Here is a 20,119-nt window from a genome sequence, read left to right as displayed (position 1 = left end):
TGTCCTTCCAATCTGTCAGTAGACGAAGCCCGCCGAGCCGGTCAGGCGGGGCACCGAGCTCGTGATCGGATCCAGGCCGATCTTCTTGTGCAGGATGTATTCAATGTCGGTCGCCGGGCGCATGCTGTCCAGCGGAGTCGCCAACGAGCCGGGCCTGGCCGGGCGCACCAGGAAGGGCGTCACGATGACCACCAGTTCGCTCTTGTTGTTCATGTAGTCGCTGGACGAGAACAGCTTGCCCAGGATGGGCAGGCGGCCCAGGCCCGGGATCTGCGACACCATGTCGCGGATGTTGTTCTGCAGCAGGCCGCCGATGACGAAGCTTTCGCCGCTGGCCATCTCCACGGTGGTTTCCACGCGCCGCACGCTCAGGCCGGGGATCTGCAGGCTGGGTGTGGTCCCGTCGCCGATCATCAGGACGGCGGCGTTGGTGTAGTCGACCTGGCTGACCTCGGGGCGCACCTTCATGCTGATGCGGTCATCGGACAGCACGGTGGGGGTGAAGTCCAGCGCCACGCCGAAGGGCTTGAATTCCACGGAAATGGCGCCCCGTTCCTGCGAGACGGGCACCGGGAATTCGCCGCCCGCCAGGAAGCTGGCGGTCTGGCCCGATACCGCGGACAGATTGGGTTCCGCCAGCACGCTGATCAGGCCTTCCTGATCCAGGGCGTCGACGATGCCGTTGATGTTCCAAACGTTGGTCGTGCGGTTGAAGCCCAAGGAATAGGCCGGCGTCGAGCTGAGCGTGGCGTTGCTCAGGAAGCCGATGGCGCCGCTGCCGGGGCCGCCGTTGCCCTTGCCCCACAGCACATTCCAGTTCACGCCCAGCGCCTGGGTGACGTCGCGCTTCACTTCGGCGATGCGCACGCGCAATTGCACTTGCGTGGGCGAGGTGATGGCCATGCGGTTGATGAGCTGGTCTTTTTCGCCCAGGAACGGCCGGATGGTGTTGGCGACGGCCTCGGCGGTTTGCGCGTCGGGGGCGTTGCCGTCGACCAGCAGTGACCCGGGGGCGGACGACATGGTCAGCTTGAGCTTGGGAAAGCGTGCGCGCAGCACGGATTGCAGGCCGGTCAGGTCGTGAGTCACGACGATGCGCTGCTGCATCAGCGGTTTGCCGTTTTCATCCAGCGCGTACAGCGTGGTGCTGCCCGCGCGTTTGCCGACGACCAGCAAGGCGTTGGGCGAGGGGACCTGAACATCGGCCACGGTGGGATCGGCCAGGGAGACGGTTCCCACCGTGCCTTGCTGCACGGTCAGCAGCTTGCCTTCGCCGATGGCGAGGTCCAGCGCATGGGCCGGGCGGGCTTGCAGCCACAGGCCCGCGGCCAGGGTCAGCAGCGCCGCCATGCGCAGCCAGGGGCGCGAATCCCTGCGGGGTGCCGCCCGCAACGTCGTCTGGGGCATACAGGTAGTGGTCGTCGTCATGGGCAGCTTGGGCTCGGGGTGATTCGGTTCGAAGCTTAGAAAGCCAGTTCTTGTTTTTCGGCGCCGCGCAGCAGGGTGATGCTGCGCTTGGGAGCGACGCCGGAGGATGGCGGAGGCGGCGGCGGGCCGTCGCTCAGGCCGGCCAGGGCGCGGGAAACGTCGCCGCCCCAGGTCGGGCGGGTTCCTTTGGCATCATCCGACTGGGCGACCACGGTAGCGGCGGTTTGGGTCGAGGCGCCGTTGCGGTCCGTCGTGGCGAAGCTGCGCAGGGCCAGGGACAGCGTGCCCAGATGGGACGCCACGGTCACTGCTTCGGCGACCGGGGGGCTGACTTCGGCGGTGATGGTCCGGGCCCGGTTGACGTTGCCGGCGCCGTTGGCGTCGCGAGGCGGGGTGAAGGTGGATCCCACCGCGATGATGCGGACGTTCTCGACCACGGTTTCGCTGACGGTGGCCCGCTGGCTGCCGCGCTGCACCTTCTGGGTGAGAATCATGTCGACGCGGTCGCCCGGCTGGATCAGGCCCGCATTGCCGGACACGTCGTCGACCGGCACGGAAACCGCCCGCATGCCGGGGGCCAGCGCCGCCGCCAGGAATCCCGGAGCGTCAGGCTGGATGATGTTGCCGGCCAGTACCGTCGCGCCGGCGGCCAGCGGATTGCGGAGCATGGCGCCCGCCAGCTTGGCGGCGATGGGCGAGCCCTGGACGATGGCGCCTTTGGGGATGGCTTCGGGCCGGACAGTCTTCCAGCTCAGGTCGCTTTCGCGCAGCAGCAGGCCTGCGGGCAGATCCGCCGCCGCAATGCGGACCTGCTGATCCGGATGGGGCGCCGGAGCGGGGGCCTGGCTGGACACGAACAGGGCGCGGGCAACCAGTGCCAGGATGCCGGCAGCCAGCAGGATCAGGGAAAATCGCAGTACTGCTGACATGGATAGGGCCCCGCAAAAAAGGATGAAACCTTGTTGCGCGCGACGCGCGCATTACCTCAGATACATCGGCATGGCGAACAATCCGCCTGCCGCCAGGGCTGCGCCGTAAGGCACGCCGCGCCGCACCAACAGGGCGCGTCGCAGCCGTCGGCGCCAGCCCCTTGCAAAGAAGCGCCGCAGGCAGGGCATGTCGAACAGCAGGCCCGCCAGCGCCAGCGCCAGGCCCGTCAGACTGATGACGAGCAGGGTCGGCACCAGGTCCTGGATGTTCGTCCAGGCCACCACCGCGGTGCCCAGCTTGACGTCGCCGCCACCCATGGCGCGTACGGCAAACAGGGCCAAAAACACCAGAAAACCGACAACCGCCACGGCGCCGTGCTGCAGCCACTGTGTCCACGAAGCCCCCGAGAGCAGCAAGGCCAGCGGACACAGCGCGCCATATTCCGCAATCAGCCGGTTGGGCAGCCGCCGGCGCCGCAGGTCTTCGAACGACAGGCGCAACAGCAGCGCAACGCCGGCAAGCAGCACCAGACCGGTCAGGGCAGGGATGGCGTGGCTCCGTGAAGTGTTGTTTTAGCCTGCTGGGGGGGGCGTAGTGCTGCCCGACCCGTCGCCACAGGTGGAAACGTTGTCGATGCAGTTGGAAATTGTTTTCCCGGTCTGTTCAAAGGCACTGGTAATGACGTTTCGCAAAATACCACCACCGGCGGCGACGGCGGCCACCACGATGACGGCCAGGATCACGTATTCCAGGGCGGATACGCCGCGCTCGTCGCGCTTGAGGGCGCCCAACATCCCCTTCAGTTTCGTGCACAGTTTCGTAAGCATGTTTGCTTCTCCGAGAAGTCGATCAAGATAAGAACCCCGACCCTGCCTGCCTCTTTGGGGAAGCGATTGGGCGCGACTGGATGTGGGCGAATGCAGAATACTACGAAACTATTCAATAACTACATGTCGGTAACGACAATGGGGTAAACCATTAATCACGTATATGAGGTTTTTTATTATATTTTTCAATCGATTAAAGAAATCGCATCGCCTGATAAATTACTGGCGTGTTGCTTTTTGGCTAATATTATGTAAAAGATGCATGAAACTTCATGTTCCACGGGACGATGCCGACGCTGCCTGCCTTATGCCTATGGAAATGGAAGGGCTGCGCGAATCTATGAATTCAAATTAGTTACTCTTAAAGTATCTAGAAACGTAAAATCAATTTTCAATGCCGTGCATCTGCAGACGCACGGCGATCCCACGACAAGGCCAGCGAGTCCATCCCTTGCAATGACGGCATCCACGACAAAACACTGGCTCAATCGGGAACGGCTCATCGTCTACCCTTGCACCGTGGCGCTGGTCTTCACGTGCTGGGTCGTGTATGCGCTGGCCTGGGCGGAAAACGGCGTGGATCCTGTGGGCAATCCGCTGGGCTACGATTTCGTCCAGTTCTGGTCGGTATCGCATATCGGCCTGCATGATCAGCCTGTCCTGGCGTACGACGTGCCGTACCTGACCGCCGTCGAAAGGACGCTGGCTCCCACCCAGAACGGCATATTGCCCTGGCGCTATCCGCCGACGTTCTACCTGCTGGTCCTGCCGTTTTCACTGGTTCCCATGCCGCTTGCCTGGGCCGCTTTCGTATTGGGCACTTTGGCCTTGTACGTGTGGGTGTTTCGCCAGGCCATACGGATTCCGCTGGCGCTGCTCTGCCTGGCCGGGTTCGGGCCGCTCTGGTTCAATCTGATGGGCGGGCAGACCGGATTCTTGACGGCATCGCTGGCCGCCGGCGCGCTGCTCTGCTTGAAGACTCGTCCTGTCGGCGCCGGTGTCCTGATCGGCCTGCTGGCCGTCAAGCCGCACCTGGCGGTGCTGTTTCCCTTGTGCCTGATCGCCGTCGGCGCCTGGCGCGCATTTTTTGCCGCTGCGGCAACCGTCACGGTCTTCGTCCTGATCAGCCTGATGGTGTTGGGGGGCGATACGCTGGCCGCCTTCCTGCATGGCCTGGGCGAAGCGCAGCGCCTGCTGGAAGTCGGCAATTCCCCCTTGGGGAAAATGCCCAGCGTTTTCGTCACTCTCCGGCTCCTGGACGTCCCTCTGTCCGCCGCCTATGCCGTGCACGGCATGGTGGCCTTGTGCGTGGCCTGGCTTGTGTGGCGCATCTGGCGTCGTTGCGCGGATGCCCGGTTGCGCAATGCCGCGCTGATGACGGGCAGCGTCTTCATCAGCCCCTATGTGTTCGACTATGACCTGGTGTGGCTGGCATTTCCTGTGGCCTGGCTGACTTTGCATTGCATGGAAACAGGCTGGCGGCGTTTCGAAAAGGAACTGCTTTTCCTGTTCTGGGCCGACACGCTGTTCATTGCCGTGCTGGTGCAGCACACCGTATCGCATACGACCCCGATCGTTCTGGGGGTTCTGTTGTGGCTGATCTACCGGCGCGCGATGACCCCGCCCGACCATGATTCCGCTCGCCTGGCAATGCGGATGCGGACGTCATGACGCCGAATGACAAACACTGGCTGAATGGGGAGCGCCTGTTCCTGTACCCCGGCCTGATCGCCTTGATCTTTGTCGGCTGGTATGCCTTTTTTCTACTCAAATCCGGAAACGGCGTGGATCCGGGCGGCAACCCGCTGGGATACGATTTCATCCAGTTCTGGTCGGTATCGCATATCGGCCTGCACGATCAGCCTGTGCTGGCCTACGACGTTCCCCATTTGGGGGCTCTGGAAAGACAGATCGCTCCTGCGCTGAAGGGCAATCTGCCTTGGCGGTATCCCCCGACGTTCTATCTGCTGGTACTGCCTTTTTCCCTGCTTCCCCTGTTGCTTTCCTGGGCCGCGTTCGCCTTGGGATCGTTGGCCTTGTATGTCGCGGTGTTTCGCCGCGTCATCCGCGCACCGCAGGCATTGCTCTGTCTGCTGGGCTTTGGGCCTTTGTGGAACAACCTGATGGCCGGGCAGACCGGGTTCCTGACGGCCTCGCTGGCGGCGGGCGCGCTGCTGTGTTTGAAGGCTCGTCCCGTCAGCGCCGGCGTTCTGATCGGCCTGCTGGCCATCAAGCCGCATCTGGCGGTGCTGTTCCCGTTGTGCCTGATCGCGGTCGGCGCCTGGCGCGCGTTTTTCGCCGCCGCGGCAACCGTCACGGCCTTCGTCCTGATCAGCCTAGCGGTATTGGGGGGCGATACGCTGGCCGCTTTCCTGCATGGCTTGAGCGAGGCCCAGCAATGGCTGGCTGCCTATAAATCGCCCTTGTTGAAAATGCCGAGCGTGTTCAACGCCTTGCGCATCCTGGATGCCCCGCTGGCGCTGGCTTATATCCTGCATGGCGCCGCGGCGCTGTGCGCGGCGTGGGTGGTGTGGCGCATCTGGCGCGGTTGCGCGGATGCCCGCCTGCGCAATGCGGCGTTGATGACGGGCAGTTTCTTCATCAGCCCTTATATCTTCGACTACGACCTGGTGTGGCTGGCATTTCCCGTGGCCTGGCTGGTGCTGTACTGCCAGGAACATGGATGGCGCCGCTTCGAAAGAGAGATCCTGCTGCTGTGCTGGGCGGATACCCTGTTCATTGCGGTGCTGGCCAAGCATCTATGGTTTCATACCGCCCCGATCGCATTGGGCGTCCTGCTGTGGTTGATTTATCGGCACGCTTTCGAGAAACCCGAACCATGAAAAAAGTCGTATTGATCGCCGGCGCCGGCCCGGCCGGTCTGACCGCCGCGCTGGAATTGCTGCGCAGGTCCGATTGCGTCCCTGTCGTGTTCGAATCGCTGGATGACGTGGGCGGCATTTCGCGCACCATCAACCATCGCGGCAACCGCATGGATATTGGCGGACACCGGTTCTTTTCGAAATCGGACTGGGTGATGCGGTGGTGGCGGGACATGATGCCGGTGGCGCCGGACAAGACCGCCGACGGCCTCAGCCTGATTCCCCAGGCCGACCGCCACCTGCTGGTGCGGCCGCGGCTTTCGCGCATTTATTTTCTGCGCAAGTTCTTTTCCTATCCGATCTCCCTGTCCGCGCAGACGCTGCGGAACCTGGGCGCCGTGCGGCTGGCGCGCATCGGGGTTTCGTACGCATGGGCCTGCGTGTTCAAGCGCACGCCGGAACGCAATCTGGAAGACTTCTTCGTCAACCGTTTCGGCAAGACGCTGTATGCGACGTTCTTTCGCGATTACACCGAGAAGGTCTGGGGCCGGCACTGCCGGGACATCAGCCCGGAATGGGGCGCGCAGCGCATCAAGGGCCTGTCGGTCGTCAGCGCCTTGCGGCATGCGGCCCGGAAACTGTGGTCCCGGGCGCCCGCCGACGTGGCGCAGAAAGGCACCAACACCAGTCTGATCGAACGCTTCCTGTACCCCAAATATGGGCCGGGCCAGATGTGGCACATCGTGGCCGATGAAGTGCGGGCGCGGGGCGGCGCCATCCACCTGGGGCATACCGTGATGGCCGTGCGGATGGAAGGTCAGCGCGTCGTGGGTGTGACCACGAAAGACAAAGAGGGCAATACGCGGACCTGGGACGGAGACCATTTCATCTCCACCATGCCGATCAGCGAACTGGTGGCGAAGATGGATCCCGCTCCGCCCGCCGAGGTGCGGGAAGTGGGGCAGGGCCTGTGCTACCGTGATTTCATCACCCTGGGCCTGCTGGTCAGGAAGCTGAAGCCCACGCCGCAGGGGGCGGGGCCCATGAATCTGGTGCCGGACACCTGGATCTACATCCAGGAACCCGACGTGAAGATCGGCCGCCTGCAGGTCTTCAACAACTGGAGCCCCTCATTGGTCTCCACCCCGGACGCCATCTGGCTGGGTCTGGAATATTTCTGCCAGGAAGGCGACGATCTGTGGACCATGAGCGAGCCGGAGTTCTTCCGCTTTGCCGTGTCCGAGCTGGAGAAAATCGATCTGATCGACGCGGCGGATGTGCTGGATCATCACCTGGTGCATGTGCCCAAGGCGTATCCGGCCTATTTCGGCAGCTATGCCCGGTTTTCCGTGATCCGCGATTACACCGATACCATCCCCAACCTGTATCTGGTGGGCCGCAACGGCATGCATCGCTACAACAATCAGGATCACTCCATGCTGACCGCCAAGCTCGCGGTGGACGACATCGTGGCCGGCAATGTGTCCAAGCGCAGCCTGTGGGAAGTGAATGTGGACGACGAGTATCACGAGGAAAAGCGGGGCGCCTCGTGATGCGGGCGCGGCGCCTCGAGTTCCTGCGCTATGGCGCGGTCAGCGGGGTGGCGTTGCTGGTGGACATGGCGCTGTTTCTTTCGCTGGCCCCGGTCATGGATGGCGGCTACATGGCGGCCGCGACCATCGGTTTTCTGGCCGGTTCCGTCGTGCATTATGCGCTGGCGGTCAGGCTGGTGTTCCGGCATCGCCGGCTGGCGCACAACACGGTCGCCGAAAGCGTGCTGTACATCGTCATCGGGCTGGTCGGCCTGGCCGTCAACGACGCCGTCATCTACGCCTGCGTCGGCTGGCTGCAGACCCCTCTGTTGACCGCGAAGCTGGCGGCCGCCGCGGGGTCGTTTCTGGCGGGATATGCGGGGCGCAAGCTGCTTTTGTTCGGCGCGGCGGCCGGCAAGGTGGCGGGGTGATCGTTCGCGCCGCCCGCCGCTTCCTTACTGCAAGGCGAAATCCACGCGCGTCGCGGGCCCGCCGTCGTCCGTCTCCGACGAGTCGGTCTTGGGCGCCACGATGAAGACCCGGCTGGTCAGTTCCTGGGAAGTCGTCAGGATCTCTTCGTAGACGGCCTGCGCGCGGGCCTCGGCCAGTCTTTCCAGGGATTGCTTGCCCACCGGGGCGGCGGCCAGCAGCAGGGCGGTCATCTGTTCGGGCGGCACGGATTTGGCGAAGCCGATGGCGTTGCGCGGCTTGTCCTTGATCTTGGTGTCGTCGTAGACGTCTTCCAGGTACTTGGCGCGGTCGGCATCGGTCAGCGTGACACTGGCCGGGTCGGTTTTCTTGCCGACGTCGCGGGCCTTGGCAGCGCGCATCTTCTTGTCCACCCAGGCCTGGCGCAGGCCGGCTTCGTCGGCCTGAGGGTCGGCGCGGCCGATGATGTCCATCTTCAGCGCGGGACGGTCGGACAGCGCCTTGACCAGGGTGGCGATGCTGGACTTGGCCGTGTCGTCGAGTTCGGCGCTGCCGGGCGCGAATTCGATGCGCGACAGGTCCTCGTTGGCGCCGCCGAAGGCGGAGGCCAGCAGCTTGAAGGGCGCGGTCACCGCCTTGGCCAGCGTGTTCATGATGACTTTCACGATGATGCCGCCCACCGAGAACTGCGGATCGTCCAGCGAACCGGAGATCGGCAGATTGATGTCGATGTTGCCGCTGGCGTCCTTCAGCAGGGAGACGGCCAGCAACACCGGCAGCTTGATGGCGTCGGGGCTGTCGGAAGGCTTGCCGAAGGTCAGCTGGTTGAGCAGCACCTTGTTGCTGGCCTGCAGGGCGCGGTCCTTGATCTGGTAGCGCAGGTCGACCGACAGCTTGCCGCGCTGGATCGCGTAGCCGACGTACTTGGACGAGTAGGTGGTGAAGCGGGGCAGGTCCACGCCCTTGGCGGACGCCTTCAGGTCCATCGCCAGGTAGCGCGAGAAAGGCTGCACCGTGCCCGAGACGGAGAAGGGCGCCGTGCCGTACACGCGACCGGCGACGCTGACCTTGGCCGGCTTGGGCGCGGTCGAGGACACGGACGTGAGGGAGCCGTCGATGGAGGACAGCTCGGCGCGGTAGTTGGGGCGCACGAAATGGTCGTTGAACGTCATGCGGCCGCGCTTGAGCTTGACGCTGTCGATCGAGATGTCGGGTTGGGCCGAGGCCCGGGCGGCGGGCTTGTCCGCCTTGGGCGCGCGGCCCCGGCGGGTCTGCGTGTCCTGCGTGATGGATCCCCCGGCCTGGCCCTCGTCCACCAGGACGTCCATGACGTTCAGGCGCGCGTTGTTGTTGAGCAGGATGTTGCCGTAGAAGTCCTCCAGCAGGATGTCGCCCAGCCCCAGGCCCAGTTTCGGCCCCGCCATCGAGACGCGCATATTGCTCAGGCCCAGGTGTTTCCAGTTCAGGAACGGCGCCTTGTTGACGCGGTCCTGGAGGTCGAAATCGTTGACCTGGACGGCGCCGTTCCAGCTCGCCCGCATCGGCTTGCCGCTCTGCGCGGGCGTGAATTCCGCATCGCCGCGCGCGCCCAGGGACACGCTGCGCACCGTGGCGTTCAGGCTGGAGGCGACGTAGGGGGCCAGTGATGCCGCGTCGAACCTGGCCAGGTCGACCGATGTCTTCAGCGACAGCGGCTGCGTGACCAGGGATCCCTTGAGCGCCAGCGTGCCGTGCTTCTGGAGGCCGTCGGCCTTCAAGGTGAAATTCGCCGGCCTGGCGTCCAGGGCCAGGCGGTCGGCGGTCAGCGCCAGCGAGCCCAGGGACAGGTCGACGCCGGGCTTGACGGAATCATCGCGCGCGGCGAACTGCCGCAGGTCCAGTTTCACGTCGCGGGCCTCGACGCGGGCGCCCGCGACGTCGACCTTGCCGTCGATACTGAGCTTGCCGTCCTTCAGCGCGATGGGGGCGAAGTGGCGCACGGCTTTGGCGAAGGGCGCCAGCGCCAGCTGGTTCAGCTGGACCTGAGCCTGGACGGAAAGAGGCTGCAGGATGACGGGCGCCTGGACGTGCAGCGAGCTGCCGTCCGGCTGCTGATCCATGGTCAGCTGCACGAGCATGGGCTGGTCCGCGGCCTGCGGCAGGGCGATGTGCTGGACTTCCGCGCCCAGCCCCCTGATGGGGTAGTCCACGCCGAGGGGGTCGTCGCGCAGGCGCGCTTCGCCGTCCTTGAGCTTGAAGGTGTTGACGGCGATCTTCCAGGCGGACGGCTCGGCGTCGGCGGGCTTGGCCGCTGTCGAGGGTGTTTGTTCTGAGGACTTCGGTTCAGCAGGCTTCGATTCAGCAGGTTTCGACTCAGCGGACTTGGACTCAGCGGCTTGCTGCGGTGCAGGAGCCGTACTAGCGCCCGCCGGCGCCGGGTGCGCGGGCTTTGTGGAAGCATCAGCCTTGGCCGGCGCGGGTTCGCCCAGCTTGGTGAAGCCTGCGGCCACGCGTTGCCAGTTCAACTGCTTGGCGTCGCGGTGGGCTTCCACGTGCGGCTTTTCCAGCGTCACCGTGTCGATGGATACCGTCCGCTTGTCGAGATCGGCCGCCAGACCCTGGACTCTCAGGTCATCCCAGGCCAGCAGCGGCGCGTCGGACGATTCAATCAAATCCAGCTTGCGCAGGCCCAGATCGCCCTGCACGCGGATGCGAGGCGCGGCGCCCTCGGGCTGCTCGAACAGCACCTGCAGCCGGGAATCCAGCAGGGCGCTCTTGAGCTTCACCGGCAGGGGCAGCGGCCAGAAATCGGCCCACTGGTCGAGCGCCAGGCCATCCAGCTTCACGTTCAGCGTGGACTTGGGCACCGTGTCGAACGGCAGCGCCGTGCCGTTCATATCGAGAGGGCTGCCGTTGATGCGCATGTGCACGGCGGGCAGCACGTCGATCTTCGTGGCGGAGCTGAACGAGGAGATGAAGGGGATGCCCAGCGAAAGATCGTCGATCGCCTGCTTGCGGCCGGTGACGCGGTCTTCCAGGCTGATGGATCCGCCGGTCAGCGATATGTTGTTCAGGGAGAATCGCGGCAGCCCCTTGTCGGCCGGTTCGGGTTCCGCCGGCTGCTTGGCCGACATGCTGGCCATCCGCTCGACGATGTCGGAAAAATTGAAGCGCGTGGCGTCTTCCCGGGTCAGCGCGATCTTGGGCTGGTCGATCTGGATCCGGTCGAGCACCGGGGCGAACAGCACGATGGATCTCCAGGCCACCCGCAGGTCGATCTTGCCGATCTGCAGCAGGGGCTTGGATTGAGGCTGGTCGATGACCAGATCCTGGGCGCTCAGCGCCAGCGTGAAGGGGTTGAAGCGAACTTCGCCCACGTCGACCTTGCGGCCCAGCAGTTCGGCGACGTTCTGGGTGAGCGCATGGTGCACGCCCTTGGGCACCAGCCAGGCCGACAGCGCAGCCAGGACGAGCAGGGTGAGCACGATGCCCGCCAGGATCTTGAGCGCCCGCCGACTGAGTTTCAGAACTGGCATTTTCAGTGGCATGGTTCGGGCTCTCCGCTGGTTTCGCGCCCCGCATCCGGCACATGGTCAAGGAAGTCGCGCCGTTCGTGGCTTTTGCCCATTATCCCTGCCCGATCCGGGATCGTCCATCCGAAGGCCCGGAGTTTTACGTTCTTTTGACTTTGAGGGGCGTGGATCGGGACTTCAGTGCGGGCGCCGTGCGCGCTGCCAGTCCAGCATCGCGCTGGCGGCATGCGCCAGGATGGTCTTGTAGTGTTCGGCCGGCAGGGCCTGGCGCAGGGCGTCGAGCAATTGCTGCGTGCCGCTTTGCGCCAGCGGCGGCAGTTCGGCGCCCAGCAGGCGGATCTGGATGTGCGCCAGCGTGTCGGCGACCAGTCTCCAGCCCAGTTCCGGCATCCGGGCATCCAGGGTCAGCAGCAGGCTGCCCAGCGTCCGCAGGATGGGCTGGGCGGATTCCGGATCGGCGCTGCCGACCATGGCGTGCCAGAGCGCCATGTGGATGTCGCGGCGCAGGCTGATCTTGAAGTCGATGGCGTTGCTTTCCCGCGCGTCCAGCTGTTCCATCTGTTGCTGCAGGCGGGCGTCCTCGGCGGCGTCCGTCTGCGTGCGCAGATCGCCGATCAGCCGCGTCAGCGAAGGGATGGCCGTGATGCCGAAGGCCTGGCTGAAGGCCAGCCCCCATTGATCCAGGCCGGCCAGCAGCATGGCCAGCCGCAGGGCGGCGGCGTCCGGCGCGGGCGCCGATGCCACCCAGGACCGGCAGCGCGCCGGAATGTCCCCGGCCTGATCCGCGGGGGATTCGGCGGCGGCTTGCCGGAACGTGCGCGTGAAGGCTTCCCGCGCCAGATCGGCGGCGTGTCGTTGGTCTTCGGGAGATGCCAGGCGGGCGAGGGCGTCGGTGATAGGGACGGCGTCCGGCATTGGACTACAGGCCCCGCAGCTTGGCCAGCTGGGCCTGGTTCAGGCGCCGGGCTTCCTGTTCGGCATAGGCCGCTTCCCCGGGTTCATAAGAGCCCTTGTACAGGCAGCTGCTGGGGCTGATGGCGCATAGCGGCTTGCTGAGGGTTGCGCTGAGGGACGAGCTGCCGCTGGGGCTGTCGGACGCGCATCCGGAAGCCAGGACGGCGAGCACCAGAACGGTGCCCAGGCGGCTGAGAATTCGAGTGGACATGGTCTCGGGTCCTGCAGGGCTGCGACAGCCCTTTTTATACCATGCGACCCGGCCACCTATAATAGTCAGCTTCCGCAACGGTGTGTCGCCCTCTGTGTCTGTTCCCTCCGCCGAATTCAATGACCATCCCGGCCAACTGCTGAAACTGACCATGGCGCTGGTGGGCGTGTTCGCCTTCATCCAGGTCTATTCGATCCAGTCGATCCTGCCGCAGCTTCAGCGCGATCTGAATGCCTCGGTGGTGGAAATCGGCAATTCGGTCGGGATGACGGTGCTGGCGGTGGCGCTGATTTCCCCCTTCGTCGGCATGCTGTCGGACGCGATCGGGCGCAAATGGCTGATCGTCGGGTCGGTGTTCGCGCTGGCGGTCCCGACGGCGCTGATGCCGACGGTGGAAACCGTGCATGGCCTGCTGGTCTTGCGATTCCTGCAGGGTTTGGCCGTGCCCGGCGTGTCGGTGGTCGCCATCGCCTACATCGGCGAGGAATTCCGCGGCTCGACCATGGTGCGCATCGTGACCCTGTATGTGTCGGGCAGCGTGCTGGGGGGGTTCCTGGGGCGCTTCATCCTGGGACACCTGACCGAATACATGGCCTGGCAGTCCGCCTTCGGCGTGATGGCGGTGCTCAATCTGGCGGGGGCGGCGATCGTCTGGCGCGGCCTGCCGGATTCGCGCCATTTCGTGGCCAATGCGCATTTCCGGTCCAGCGTGGCGACGCTGGGGCAGCTGCTGCGCAACCCCGCGCTGCAGACCGCCTGCGCCCTGGGCTTCACGGTGCTGTTCGCGCTGATCGGCCTGTTCACCTTCGTCAACCTGCATCTGGCCGCCGAGCCCTATCACTTCAGTTCGGGCGAGCTGGCCAACATCTTTTCCGTCTATCTGCTGGGGGTCGTCGTGACGCCGCTGGCGGGCCGCATCATCCCGCGCATCGGCGTGCGCCGCACGGTCCTGCTCATGCTGGCGGTGTCGGCCTTCGGCGTGGTGCTGACGCTGGCGCGGCCGTCCTGGGGCATCGTGGCCGCGCTGGCCGTCGCCGCCTGTGGCACCTTCATCACGCAATCAGCGACCATGAGCTTCATCGCCCGCCGCATCACCCACGGACGTTCGCTGGCCAGCGGGCTGTACTATTCCGCCTACTATTGCGGCGGATTCACGGGGGCCTGGCTGTGCGGCGTGGCCTATGCCTGGGGGGGATGGACGGGCACGGTCGCCACTTTGCTGGCCGCCCAGGCCGTGGGCGGGCTGATCGCCTGGCGCTTCATGCCGGGGCCCGCGACGGCGGCCTGATCAGTCCGGGGCCGCCGTTTTGAAGCGGCCGTTTTCCTTTATAATCCTCCGATCAAGGGGAGTAGCTCACTTTCCGCGGCATCGTCATGACGGCCGCCTGCCTCAGGCAGGCACCCGGTGCCCGGGCAACTTCATGGTTGCGAGCAAGACCTTGCCATCAAGGGCAAGGTGCGTCTCCACTGTGGAAATGGCCTGGCCCGGATGGGTTCCAGGCCATTTTTCATAAGGACGACCATGATCGAATTTTTACAGACCCTGCACTGGGGCGCGGTATTCCAGATCATTCTGATCGACATTCTGCTGGGGGGCGACAACGCCGTGGTGATTGCCCTGGCGTGCCGCAACCTGCAGCCGAAACAGCGCATGCAGGGCATCATGTGGGGGACTGCGGGGGCCATCCTCTTGCGCGTGCTGCTGATCGCCTTCGCGCTGACCTTGCTGGACATTCCCTTCCTGAAAGTCGCGGGCGGCCTGCTGCTGCTGTGGATCGGGATCAAGCTGCTGCTGCCCGAAGACGATGCGCATGACAAGATCAAGGGCGGCGCTTCCGTCTTCGCCGCCGTCAAGACCATCATCATCGCCGATTTCGTGATGAGCCTGGACAACGTGATCGCCATCGCGGGCGCGGCGCAGAACGCCCACCAGGATCATCAGATCGGGCTGGTGGTCTTCGGCCTGCTGGTCAGCGTGCCCATCATCGTCTGGGGCAGCACGCTGGTGCTGAAGCTGATCGACCGGTTCCCGCTGGTGGTCACGCTGGGCGCGGGCCTGCTGGGCTGGATCGCCGGCGGCATGCTGATCACCGACGTCTTCATCGTGGACCGGATCGGCGAGCCGTCCTTCGCCTTGAAGATCGGCGCCGAAATCGTCGGCGCGGTGCTGGTTGTCGTGGCGGGCAAGCTGCTGGCGCGGCGTAAGCTGGCGCGGGCGGCCGCCTAGGCCGTGACCATCCGCGCGAAGGCCACGGTGCCGATGCCCAGCAGCGTCATGGCCAGAGAGCCGCCGACGTGCGCCAGGATGGACGTGGCCAGCCAGCCGAAGCGGCCTTCCTGCAGCAGGGTCGCCAGTTCGGCCGAGAAGGTCGAAAACGTGGTCAGGCCGCCGCAGAATCCCGTGATGATGAACAGCCGCATCTGCGGCGACAGGTTCGGCGACGTGCCGAAGATCGCCACCGCCAGGCCGATGATGTAGCCGCCCAGCAGGTTGGCCGCCAGGGTGCCGGGCGGCAGGACCGGGAACAGGGCGTTCAGGGTGCGCCCCAGCCACCAGCGCAGGATGGCGCCGGCCGAGGCGCCGGCGGCGATGGCGAACAGCGGGTTCAATAGGACGGGCATGGTGCAATAGCCATAAAAAATGCCTACAGCCTGATCGCGTGTCAGGGTCTGTAGGCATCATCAGCTGCGTTCGCAGCGGTTCGAGGAGGAATGCCATCTCCTGTCGCGTCTGATGTTAGCGGCGTTTTGCCGGACCTGCAAGGCGGCGTTCAGGACGGCGCGTTACACTGGATTCAGCCCTTTCACGAACCCTTTCAGAAGGAGTTGTCTCATGCTCAAAGGCAAAAAAGCAGTCGTCACCGGTTCCACCAGCGGCATCGGCCTGGCCATCGCCCGGGAACTGGCCCGCCAGGGCGCCGATGTGGTGATCAATGGATTTGGGGATGCGGACGCGATCGAACGGGAACGTGCCGGGCTGGAACAGGAATTCGGCGTCAAGGCCGTCTATCTGAACGCCGACCTGATGGATGCCCAGGCCGCGCGGGACTTCATCGCCAAGGCCGCCCAGGCGCTGGGGGGCATCGACATCCTGGTGAACAACGCCGGCATCCAGCACACCGACCTGATCGAGGATTTCCCGGTCGATAAATGGAATGCCATCATTGCGCTGAACCTGTCCGCCGTCTTCCACTGCACGGCGGCGGCGCTGCCGACCATGAAGAAGCAGAAATTCGGGCGCGTCATCAATATCGCCTCGGCCCATGGCCTGGTCGCCTCGGTGAACAAGTCCGCCTACGTGGCGGCCAAGCACGGCGTGGTGGGCCTGACCAAGGTCACGGCGCTGGAGAACGCCGGCACCGGCGTCACCTGCAATGCCATCTGCCCGGGCTGGGTGCGCACGCCGCTGGTCGAAAAGCAGATCCAGGCGCTGGCCGAAAAGAAGAAGCTCGGCATCGAGGACGCCGCGCGCGACCTGCTGGCCGAAAAGCAGCCGTCCCTGCAGTTCGTGACTCCGGAACAACTGGGGCAGGCGGCCGTGTTCATCGCCTCGGACGCGGCGGCGCAGATGACCGGCACCACCCTGTCCATCGACGGCGGCTGGACCGCCCGCTGATCCGTCTTCGGCCCGGCCGGCGCGATCCCGCCGGTCGGTTTCCCGCGGCGATGGCTTATGCTGTCGCCGTTGTCGTTCATGCAATGCACAGGAGCTCTTCATGTTGATGGTTTTGTCGCCGGCGAAAAAGCTGGACTACGATTCGCCGGTGCGCACCACGCGGCACACCCTGCCGGTGTTCCCGGAGGATACGCGTGAGCTGGTGGGCGTGATGCAGGCCTTGTCGGCCGGCGACCTGGCCGATCTGATGAGCCTGTCCGATGCGCTCGCCCGATTGAACGCGGACCGCTATGCCGCCTGGATCGACGCCCCCGATGCGCGGCATGCCCGGCAGGCGGCGCTGGCCTTCAACGGCGACGTCTACGAAGGCCTGCGGGCGGCGGAACTGTCCGATGCCCGCCTGGCCTGGGCGCAGAAGCACCTGGCCATCCTCAGCGGCTTGTACGGGGTGCTGCGCCCGCTGGACCTCATCCAGCCCTACCGCCTGGAAATGGGCACCCGGCTGAAGACCGCGCGCGGCCGCACCCTGTACGAATTCTGGGGGGCGCGGATCGCGCAGGAACTCAACCGGCGCCTGGATGCGCTGCCGGGCGAACGGGTGCTGCTGAACCTGGCTTCGCAGGAATATTTCAAATCCGTGGATCGCAAGACCTTGCAGGCCCGGGTGGTGGAATGCGTCTTCCAGGACGAGAAGAACGGCGTCTGGAAGGTCATCAGCTTCCACGCCAAGCGGGCGAGGGGGCTGATGGCGCGCTACGTCATCGACCATGGGGTGGACAAGGCGTCGGGGCTGCGGGGTTTCGACGCCGACGGCTACGCCTACGCCGCCGAGGCCTCTTCGGCGGACCGGCTGGTGTTCCGGCGCCCGGCCTGACGGTCCGGCTTCCTTCCGTCCCCCGCGCTTCGTCCCGCATATCAGGGATAACCTTGCTTGTTCGCGGGCGCCGCGATGCTTATGCTGGCCATAATTATGAATTATTGAATGCCGGACAACGCGCGGGAGACCCCGATGGCAGCCAGGATCATCCAGAAAATTCTCTACCAGGAAGTGGCCGATCGCCTGCGGGGGATGATCCAGGCCGGGGAATTGCAGTCTGGCGCCTGGATCGACGAAGTCCACCTGACGGCCGTGCTGGGCATTTCCCGCACGCCGCTGCGGGAAGCCCTGAAGGTGCTGGTGGCCGAAGGCCTGCTGCGGCTGGAGCCGCGCCGGGGATGCTTCGTCAACGAACTGTCGGCCCGCGACCTGGAAAACATCTTCCCTTTGATGGCGCTGCTGGAAGGGCGCTGCGCCTATGAAGCCGCCAGCAAGGTCACGGACGCCGACCTGCAGCGCCTGGAGGCGCTGCATGCCGATTTGCGGCATTTCGCCGAACTGGATTCCGTCGACGACTATTACGCGGCCAACGCCCGCATCCACGAGGCCATCCAGCAGCTGGCGGACAACCGCTGGCTGTCGGACCTGATCGACAACATGCGCCAGGTGCTCAGCCTGTCGCGCCATCGCAGCCTCACCTATCCGGGGCGCGTGCGCGAATCCTGCGCCGAGCATCTGGCGATCTTCGCGGCGCTGAAGGCCCGGGACCCGGAAGGCGCGGATGCCGTCACGCGCAAGCACCTGATGCGCCAGCTCGATGCCTTGCGGGCGCTGGCGCGGCGGGACGACCCCGCGGCGACGCCGGATCTGCCGGTCTCCGATTCCGTCCTGTCGGGGGAACCATCATGAACGGAACCAGGCTCTGGCCCCGGGTGTCCGCGCCGGCGCAGGATGCGCAGCCGGGCGGCGGCGCCGTCGCGACGGCTTCCGCGGCGACGCCGCCCGCGCCCGAGGCTTCGCCCCGGGCGGCCGGCTTGCTGGAACGCCTGAACCGCTGGCTGGACCGGGATCATCTGCCCGACCCGGCGGCCCTGCGTTCGCTCTACGAAGCCACGCTCACCGACAGCGCGGCGAATCGCCTGGCGCGGCAATGGGCGGACCGCTACCTGGTCGCCGACGCGGATGAGCGGCGCTGCCTGCTGGCGGGCCTGGTGCATGCCGGCATCGGCCTGGAACCCTATGCGGATCACGGCAGCCGGCTGTTCCGCCGCCTGTACGCCGAAAGCGACCGGCTGGCCCTGATGGTCGAGCTGCGGGCGGACATGCTGCGGTGGCGCAATCAGGTGGCGGGCCTGTCGGCGCTGGAGCAGGCCCTGGCGGTGCTGCTGTCGAACTGGTTCGACGTGGGCATGCTGGAACTGCACCACATCAACTGGGATTCGCCCGCGTCCCTGCTGGAAAAGCTGATCCGGTACGAAGCCGTCCATGCCATCCGGTCCTGGGACGACATGCGCCGCCGCGTGGCCGCCGACCGCCGCTGCTATGCCTTCTTTCACCCGCGCATGAGCGACGTGCCGCTGATCTTCGTCGAGGTGGCCATCACCGAACAGATGGCCGGCGACGTGCAGGCGCTGATCGATCCGGACCGCCCCCTGGCGGACCCGGGCAAGGCTCGCTGGGCGATCTTCTACTCCATCTCCAATACCCAGAAGGGATTGCGCGGCATCAGCTTCGGCAATTTCCTGCTCAAGCGCGTGATCGAGGAACTGCTGTCCGAATTGCCGAAACTGAAGTCGTTCGCCACCTTGTCTCCCATCCCGGGATTCGCCGACTGGTTGGGCAAGCGTAGCGGCGCCGAGATTCAGGAATGCCTGGCCGACAAGACCGAACGGCAGGCGGCCGCGCAGGATCCCGACGCCGGCGCCCGCTGGGTGGAACGCCTGCGCGCCGCCGCGGACGGACAGGCGCCCGAGCCCGTGCGCCGGACGGGCCTGCGGCTGGCGGCGCATTACCTGCAGCAGCTGCGCGGCGCGGATCCGCTGGATGCGGTGGCCCGCTTCCATCTGGGCAACGGGGCCCGGATCGAGCGGCTGAACTGGGCGGCCGACCGGTCGGCCAAGGGGCTGGAACAATCCTGCGGCCTGATGGTGAATTATCTGTACGAGCCCGATCAGCTGGACGAGAACCGGGCCCGCCTGGCGGCGGGCAAGCCCCGGGTGTCGCGGGGGGTGCAATGGCTGTAGCACGGGACGACGGCGCGGCCGGCCGCATCCGCGTGCAGCACGCGGGTGCGCTCGCCACCGTCGTGCTGGATCATCCGGGGCGGATGAATGCGATCACCGTGTCCATGTGGCGCGAACTGGCGCGGATCTTCGCGGAACTGTCTTCGGATGCCGGCCTGCGCTGCGTCGTCATCCGGGGGGCCGGCGGGCATTTCGCGGTCGGGGCCGACATCCGGGAATTTCCCCAGGTGCGCTCCGATCCGCTGCGGGTGCAGGCTTATCACCGGCGCACCATCGCCCCGGCCCTGCAGGCCATCGCCGGGTGTCCGCATCCCGTGCTGGCCGTGATCGAAGGCGTCTGTGTCGGCGGCGGGCTGGAGATCGCCAGTGTGTGCGATCTGCGCCTGGCCGCGCACGATGCGCGGTTCGGCGCGCCCATCAACCGCCTGGGCTTTCCCATGGCGCCCGACGAGATGCGCGGCCTGCTGGCCCTGGCGGGCCGGGCCGTCACCCTGGAAATCCTGCTGGAAGGACGTGTGTTCGGGGCGCGCGAAGCGCTGTCCAAGGGCTTGCTGACCCGTGTCGTCGAGGCCGCCGAACTGGAATCCGAACAGGCCGCCACGGCGGCCCGCCTGTGCGCGGGCGCGCCGCTGGCCGCGCGCCTGAACAAGCGCATGTCGGCGCGTCTGGGCGCCGGAAGCCCGCCCTTGACGGACGCCGAATGGCAGGACTGCTTCAGCTACGCGTCCGGACCCGATCATCAGGAAGGGGTGCGGGCCTTCCTGGACGGACGCCCCCCGGTTTTCAAAGGAGAATGAA

Annotated in this window: 19 protein-coding genes and 1 riboswitch; of the genes, 11 read left to right on the top strand and 8 right to left on the bottom strand. The window is 65.7% G+C overall.

Translation table 11 applies throughout. The features are described 5' to 3' along the window. Positions 1-15 precede the first annotated feature (15 nt). The 4 genes from Q0263_RS08785 to Q0263_RS08770 are packed head-to-tail and all read right to left on the bottom strand — an operon-like array spanning position 16 to position 3,161. Complete coding sequence (locus Q0263_RS08785) at positions 16-1,428, bottom strand: type II and III secretion system protein family protein (RefSeq protein ID WP_298015383.1); 1,413 nt, start codon at positions 1,426-1,428, stop codon at positions 16-18. 35 nt (positions 1,429-1,463) lie between these two features. Continuing rightward, the gene (gene cpaB, locus Q0263_RS08780) at positions 1,464-2,357 is read right to left on the bottom strand and encodes a Flp pilus assembly protein CpaB (protein ID WP_298015381.1); all 894 of its coding nucleotides are present in this window, start codon (positions 2,355-2,357) and stop codon (positions 1,464-1,466) included. 51 nt (positions 2,358-2,408) lie between these two features. Continuing rightward, positions 2,409-2,885 carry an A24 family peptidase gene (locus Q0263_RS08775; protein WP_298015380.1) on the bottom strand — a complete coding sequence of 159 codons (477 nt, stop codon included), beginning with the start codon at positions 2,883-2,885 and terminating at the stop codon, positions 2,409-2,411. A 45-nt stretch (positions 2,886-2,930) separates the two neighbouring features. After that, positions 2,931-3,161 (bottom strand): Flp family type IVb pilin, encoded by a 231-nt coding sequence (locus tag Q0263_RS08770; protein WP_298015684.1) that lies wholly within the window; start codon positions 3,159-3,161, stop codon positions 2,931-2,933. Between the two features lie 480 nt (positions 3,162-3,641). Between Q0263_RS08770 and Q0263_RS08765 the strand changes: the two genes are divergently transcribed. The 4 genes from Q0263_RS08765 to Q0263_RS08750 are packed head-to-tail and all read left to right on the top strand — an operon-like array spanning position 3,642 to position 7,970. After that, entirely contained in the window at positions 3,642-4,856 is a 1,215-nt protein-coding gene (locus Q0263_RS08765) for a glycosyltransferase family 87 protein (protein ID WP_298015379.1), read from the top strand. Beyond that, positions 4,853-6,028, top strand: coding sequence for a glycosyltransferase family 87 protein (locus Q0263_RS08760; RefSeq protein ID WP_298015378.1), 1,176 nt, complete (start codon positions 4,853-4,855; stop codon positions 6,026-6,028). The genes Q0263_RS08765 and Q0263_RS08760 overlap by 4 nt, the downstream gene beginning before the upstream one ends. Continuing rightward, positions 6,025-7,560 (top strand): NAD(P)/FAD-dependent oxidoreductase, encoded by a 1,536-nt coding sequence (locus Q0263_RS08755; protein WP_298015377.1) that lies wholly within the window; start codon positions 6,025-6,027, stop codon positions 7,558-7,560. Before Q0263_RS08760 ends, Q0263_RS08755 begins: the two co-directional genes overlap by 4 nt. Further along, a complete protein-coding gene (locus Q0263_RS08750; protein WP_298015683.1) occupies positions 7,560-7,970 on the top strand; it encodes a GtrA family protein in 411 nt (136 codons plus the stop codon). Before Q0263_RS08755 ends, Q0263_RS08750 begins: the two co-directional genes overlap by 1 nt. A 24-nt stretch (positions 7,971-7,994) precedes the next feature. Here the strand turns inward: Q0263_RS08750 and Q0263_RS08745 are convergent, their stop codons facing one another. The 3 genes from Q0263_RS08745 to Q0263_RS08735 form a co-directional block, all read right to left on the bottom strand. Then, the gene (locus tag Q0263_RS08745; protein WP_298015376.1) at positions 7,995-11,495 is read right to left on the bottom strand and encodes a DUF748 domain-containing protein; all 3,501 of its coding nucleotides are present in this window, start codon (positions 11,493-11,495) and stop codon (positions 7,995-7,997) included. Positions 11,496-11,657: 162 nt separating this feature from the next. Continuing rightward, positions 11,658-12,395 carry a hypothetical protein gene (locus tag Q0263_RS08740; protein WP_298015374.1) on the bottom strand — a complete coding sequence of 246 codons (738 nt, stop codon included), beginning with the start codon at positions 12,393-12,395 and terminating at the stop codon, positions 11,658-11,660. 4 nt (positions 12,396-12,399) lie between these two features. Beyond that, on the bottom strand, positions 12,400-12,645 hold the full coding sequence (locus tag Q0263_RS08735) for a hypothetical protein (protein ID WP_298015373.1): 246 nt from the start codon (positions 12,643-12,645) through the stop codon (positions 12,400-12,402). A gap of 94 nt (positions 12,646-12,739) precedes the next feature. On the opposite strand from Q0263_RS08735, the gene Q0263_RS08730 reads away from it, so the two are divergent. Both Q0263_RS08730 and Q0263_RS08725 read left to right on the top strand, forming a co-directional pair. Continuing rightward, positions 12,740-13,933: an MFS transporter gene (locus Q0263_RS08730; protein ID WP_298015372.1), complete on the top strand. Its 1,194-nt coding sequence runs from the start codon at positions 12,740-12,742 to the stop codon at positions 13,931-13,933. A 234-nt stretch (positions 13,934-14,167) separates the two neighbouring features. Next, positions 14,168-14,872: a TerC family protein gene (locus Q0263_RS08725; RefSeq protein WP_298015371.1), complete on the top strand. Its 705-nt coding sequence runs from the start codon at positions 14,168-14,170 to the stop codon at positions 14,870-14,872. Here Q0263_RS08725 and crcB read toward each other — a convergent pair. Continuing rightward, a complete protein-coding gene (gene crcB / locus Q0263_RS08720; RefSeq protein ID WP_298015369.1) occupies positions 14,869-15,267 on the bottom strand; it encodes a fluoride efflux transporter CrcB in 399 nt (132 codons plus the stop codon). The two genes, Q0263_RS08725 and crcB, sit on opposite strands and share 4 nt — an antisense overlap. A 44-nt stretch (positions 15,268-15,311) precedes the next feature. Continuing rightward, a riboswitch (Fluoride riboswitch) is annotated at positions 15,312-15,377 on the bottom strand. A gap of 101 nt (positions 15,378-15,478) precedes the next feature. On the opposite strand from crcB, the gene Q0263_RS08715 reads away from it, so the two are divergent. From Q0263_RS08715 to Q0263_RS08695, 5 genes are all read left to right on the top strand, one after another. Then, the gene (locus Q0263_RS08715) at positions 15,479-16,261 is read left to right on the top strand and encodes a 3-hydroxybutyrate dehydrogenase (protein WP_298015367.1); all 783 of its coding nucleotides are present in this window, start codon (positions 15,479-15,481) and stop codon (positions 16,259-16,261) included. Positions 16,262-16,361: 100 nt separating this feature from the next. After that, positions 16,362-17,135 (top strand): peroxide stress protein YaaA, encoded by a 774-nt coding sequence (gene yaaA, locus Q0263_RS08710; RefSeq protein ID WP_298015365.1) that lies wholly within the window; start codon positions 16,362-16,364, stop codon positions 17,133-17,135. 135 nt (positions 17,136-17,270) lie between these two features. Further along, complete coding sequence (locus Q0263_RS08705) at positions 17,271-17,987, top strand: GntR family transcriptional regulator (RefSeq protein ID WP_298015363.1); 717 nt, start codon at positions 17,271-17,273, stop codon at positions 17,985-17,987. Continuing rightward, complete coding sequence (locus Q0263_RS08700) at positions 17,984-19,321, top strand: malonyl-CoA decarboxylase family protein (protein ID WP_298015361.1); 1,338 nt, start codon at positions 17,984-17,986, stop codon at positions 19,319-19,321. The genes Q0263_RS08705 and Q0263_RS08700 overlap by 4 nt, the downstream gene beginning before the upstream one ends. After that, complete coding sequence (locus Q0263_RS08695) at positions 19,312-20,118, top strand: enoyl-CoA hydratase-related protein (RefSeq protein WP_298015359.1); 807 nt, start codon at positions 19,312-19,314, stop codon at positions 20,116-20,118. Before Q0263_RS08700 ends, Q0263_RS08695 begins: the two co-directional genes overlap by 10 nt. Position 20,119: the final 1 nt, after the last annotated feature.

The organism is uncultured Castellaniella sp. (genome assembly GCF_937988725.1).
Classification (GTDB): domain Bacteria; phylum Pseudomonadota; class Gammaproteobacteria; order Burkholderiales; family Burkholderiaceae_B; genus Castellaniella.
This window is presented reverse-complemented; position numbering and strand designations above follow the sequence as displayed.

Coding starts and splice junctions, on each gene's coding strand:
- Q0263_RS08760 (WP_298015378.1), top strand. CDS start 4,853: ATGACGCCGAATGACAAACACTGGCTGAATGGGGAGCGCCTGTTCCTG.
- yaaA (WP_298015365.1), top strand. CDS start 16,362: ATGTTGATGGTTTTGTCGCCGGCGAAAAAGCTGGACTACGATTCGCCG.
- Q0263_RS08725 (WP_298015371.1), top strand. CDS start 14,168: ATGATCGAATTTTTACAGACCCTGCACTGGGGCGCGGTATTCCAGATC.
- Q0263_RS08740 (WP_298015374.1), bottom strand. CDS start 12,395: ATGCCGGACGCCGTCCCTATCACCGACGCCCTCGCCCGCCTGGCATCT.
- Q0263_RS08785 (WP_298015383.1), bottom strand. CDS start 1,428: ATGACGACGACCACTACCTGTATGCCCCAGACGACGTTGCGGGCGGCA.
- Q0263_RS08695 (WP_298015359.1), top strand. CDS start 19,312: ATGGCTGTAGCACGGGACGACGGCGCGGCCGGCCGCATCCGCGTGCAG.
- Q0263_RS08755 (WP_298015377.1), top strand. CDS start 6,025: ATGAAAAAAGTCGTATTGATCGCCGGCGCCGGCCCGGCCGGTCTGACC.
- cpaB (WP_298015381.1), bottom strand. CDS start 2,357: ATGTCAGCAGTACTGCGATTTTCCCTGATCCTGCTGGCTGCCGGCATC.
- Q0263_RS08735 (WP_298015373.1), bottom strand. CDS start 12,645: ATGTCCACTCGAATTCTCAGCCGCCTGGGCACCGTTCTGGTGCTCGCC.
- Q0263_RS08715 (WP_298015367.1), top strand. CDS start 15,479: ATGCTCAAAGGCAAAAAAGCAGTCGTCACCGGTTCCACCAGCGGCATC.
- Q0263_RS08765 (WP_298015379.1), top strand. CDS start 3,642: ATGACGGCATCCACGACAAAACACTGGCTCAATCGGGAACGGCTCATC.
- Q0263_RS08745 (WP_298015376.1), bottom strand. CDS start 11,495: ATGCCACTGAAAATGCCAGTTCTGAAACTCAGTCGGCGGGCGCTCAAG.
- Q0263_RS08750 (WP_298015683.1), top strand. CDS start 7,560: ATGCGGGCGCGGCGCCTCGAGTTCCTGCGCTATGGCGCGGTCAGCGGG.
- Q0263_RS08700 (WP_298015361.1), top strand. CDS start 17,984: ATGAACGGAACCAGGCTCTGGCCCCGGGTGTCCGCGCCGGCGCAGGAT.
- Q0263_RS08705 (WP_298015363.1), top strand. CDS start 17,271: ATGGCAGCCAGGATCATCCAGAAAATTCTCTACCAGGAAGTGGCCGAT.
- crcB (WP_298015369.1), bottom strand. CDS start 15,267: ATGCCCGTCCTATTGAACCCGCTGTTCGCCATCGCCGCCGGCGCCTCG.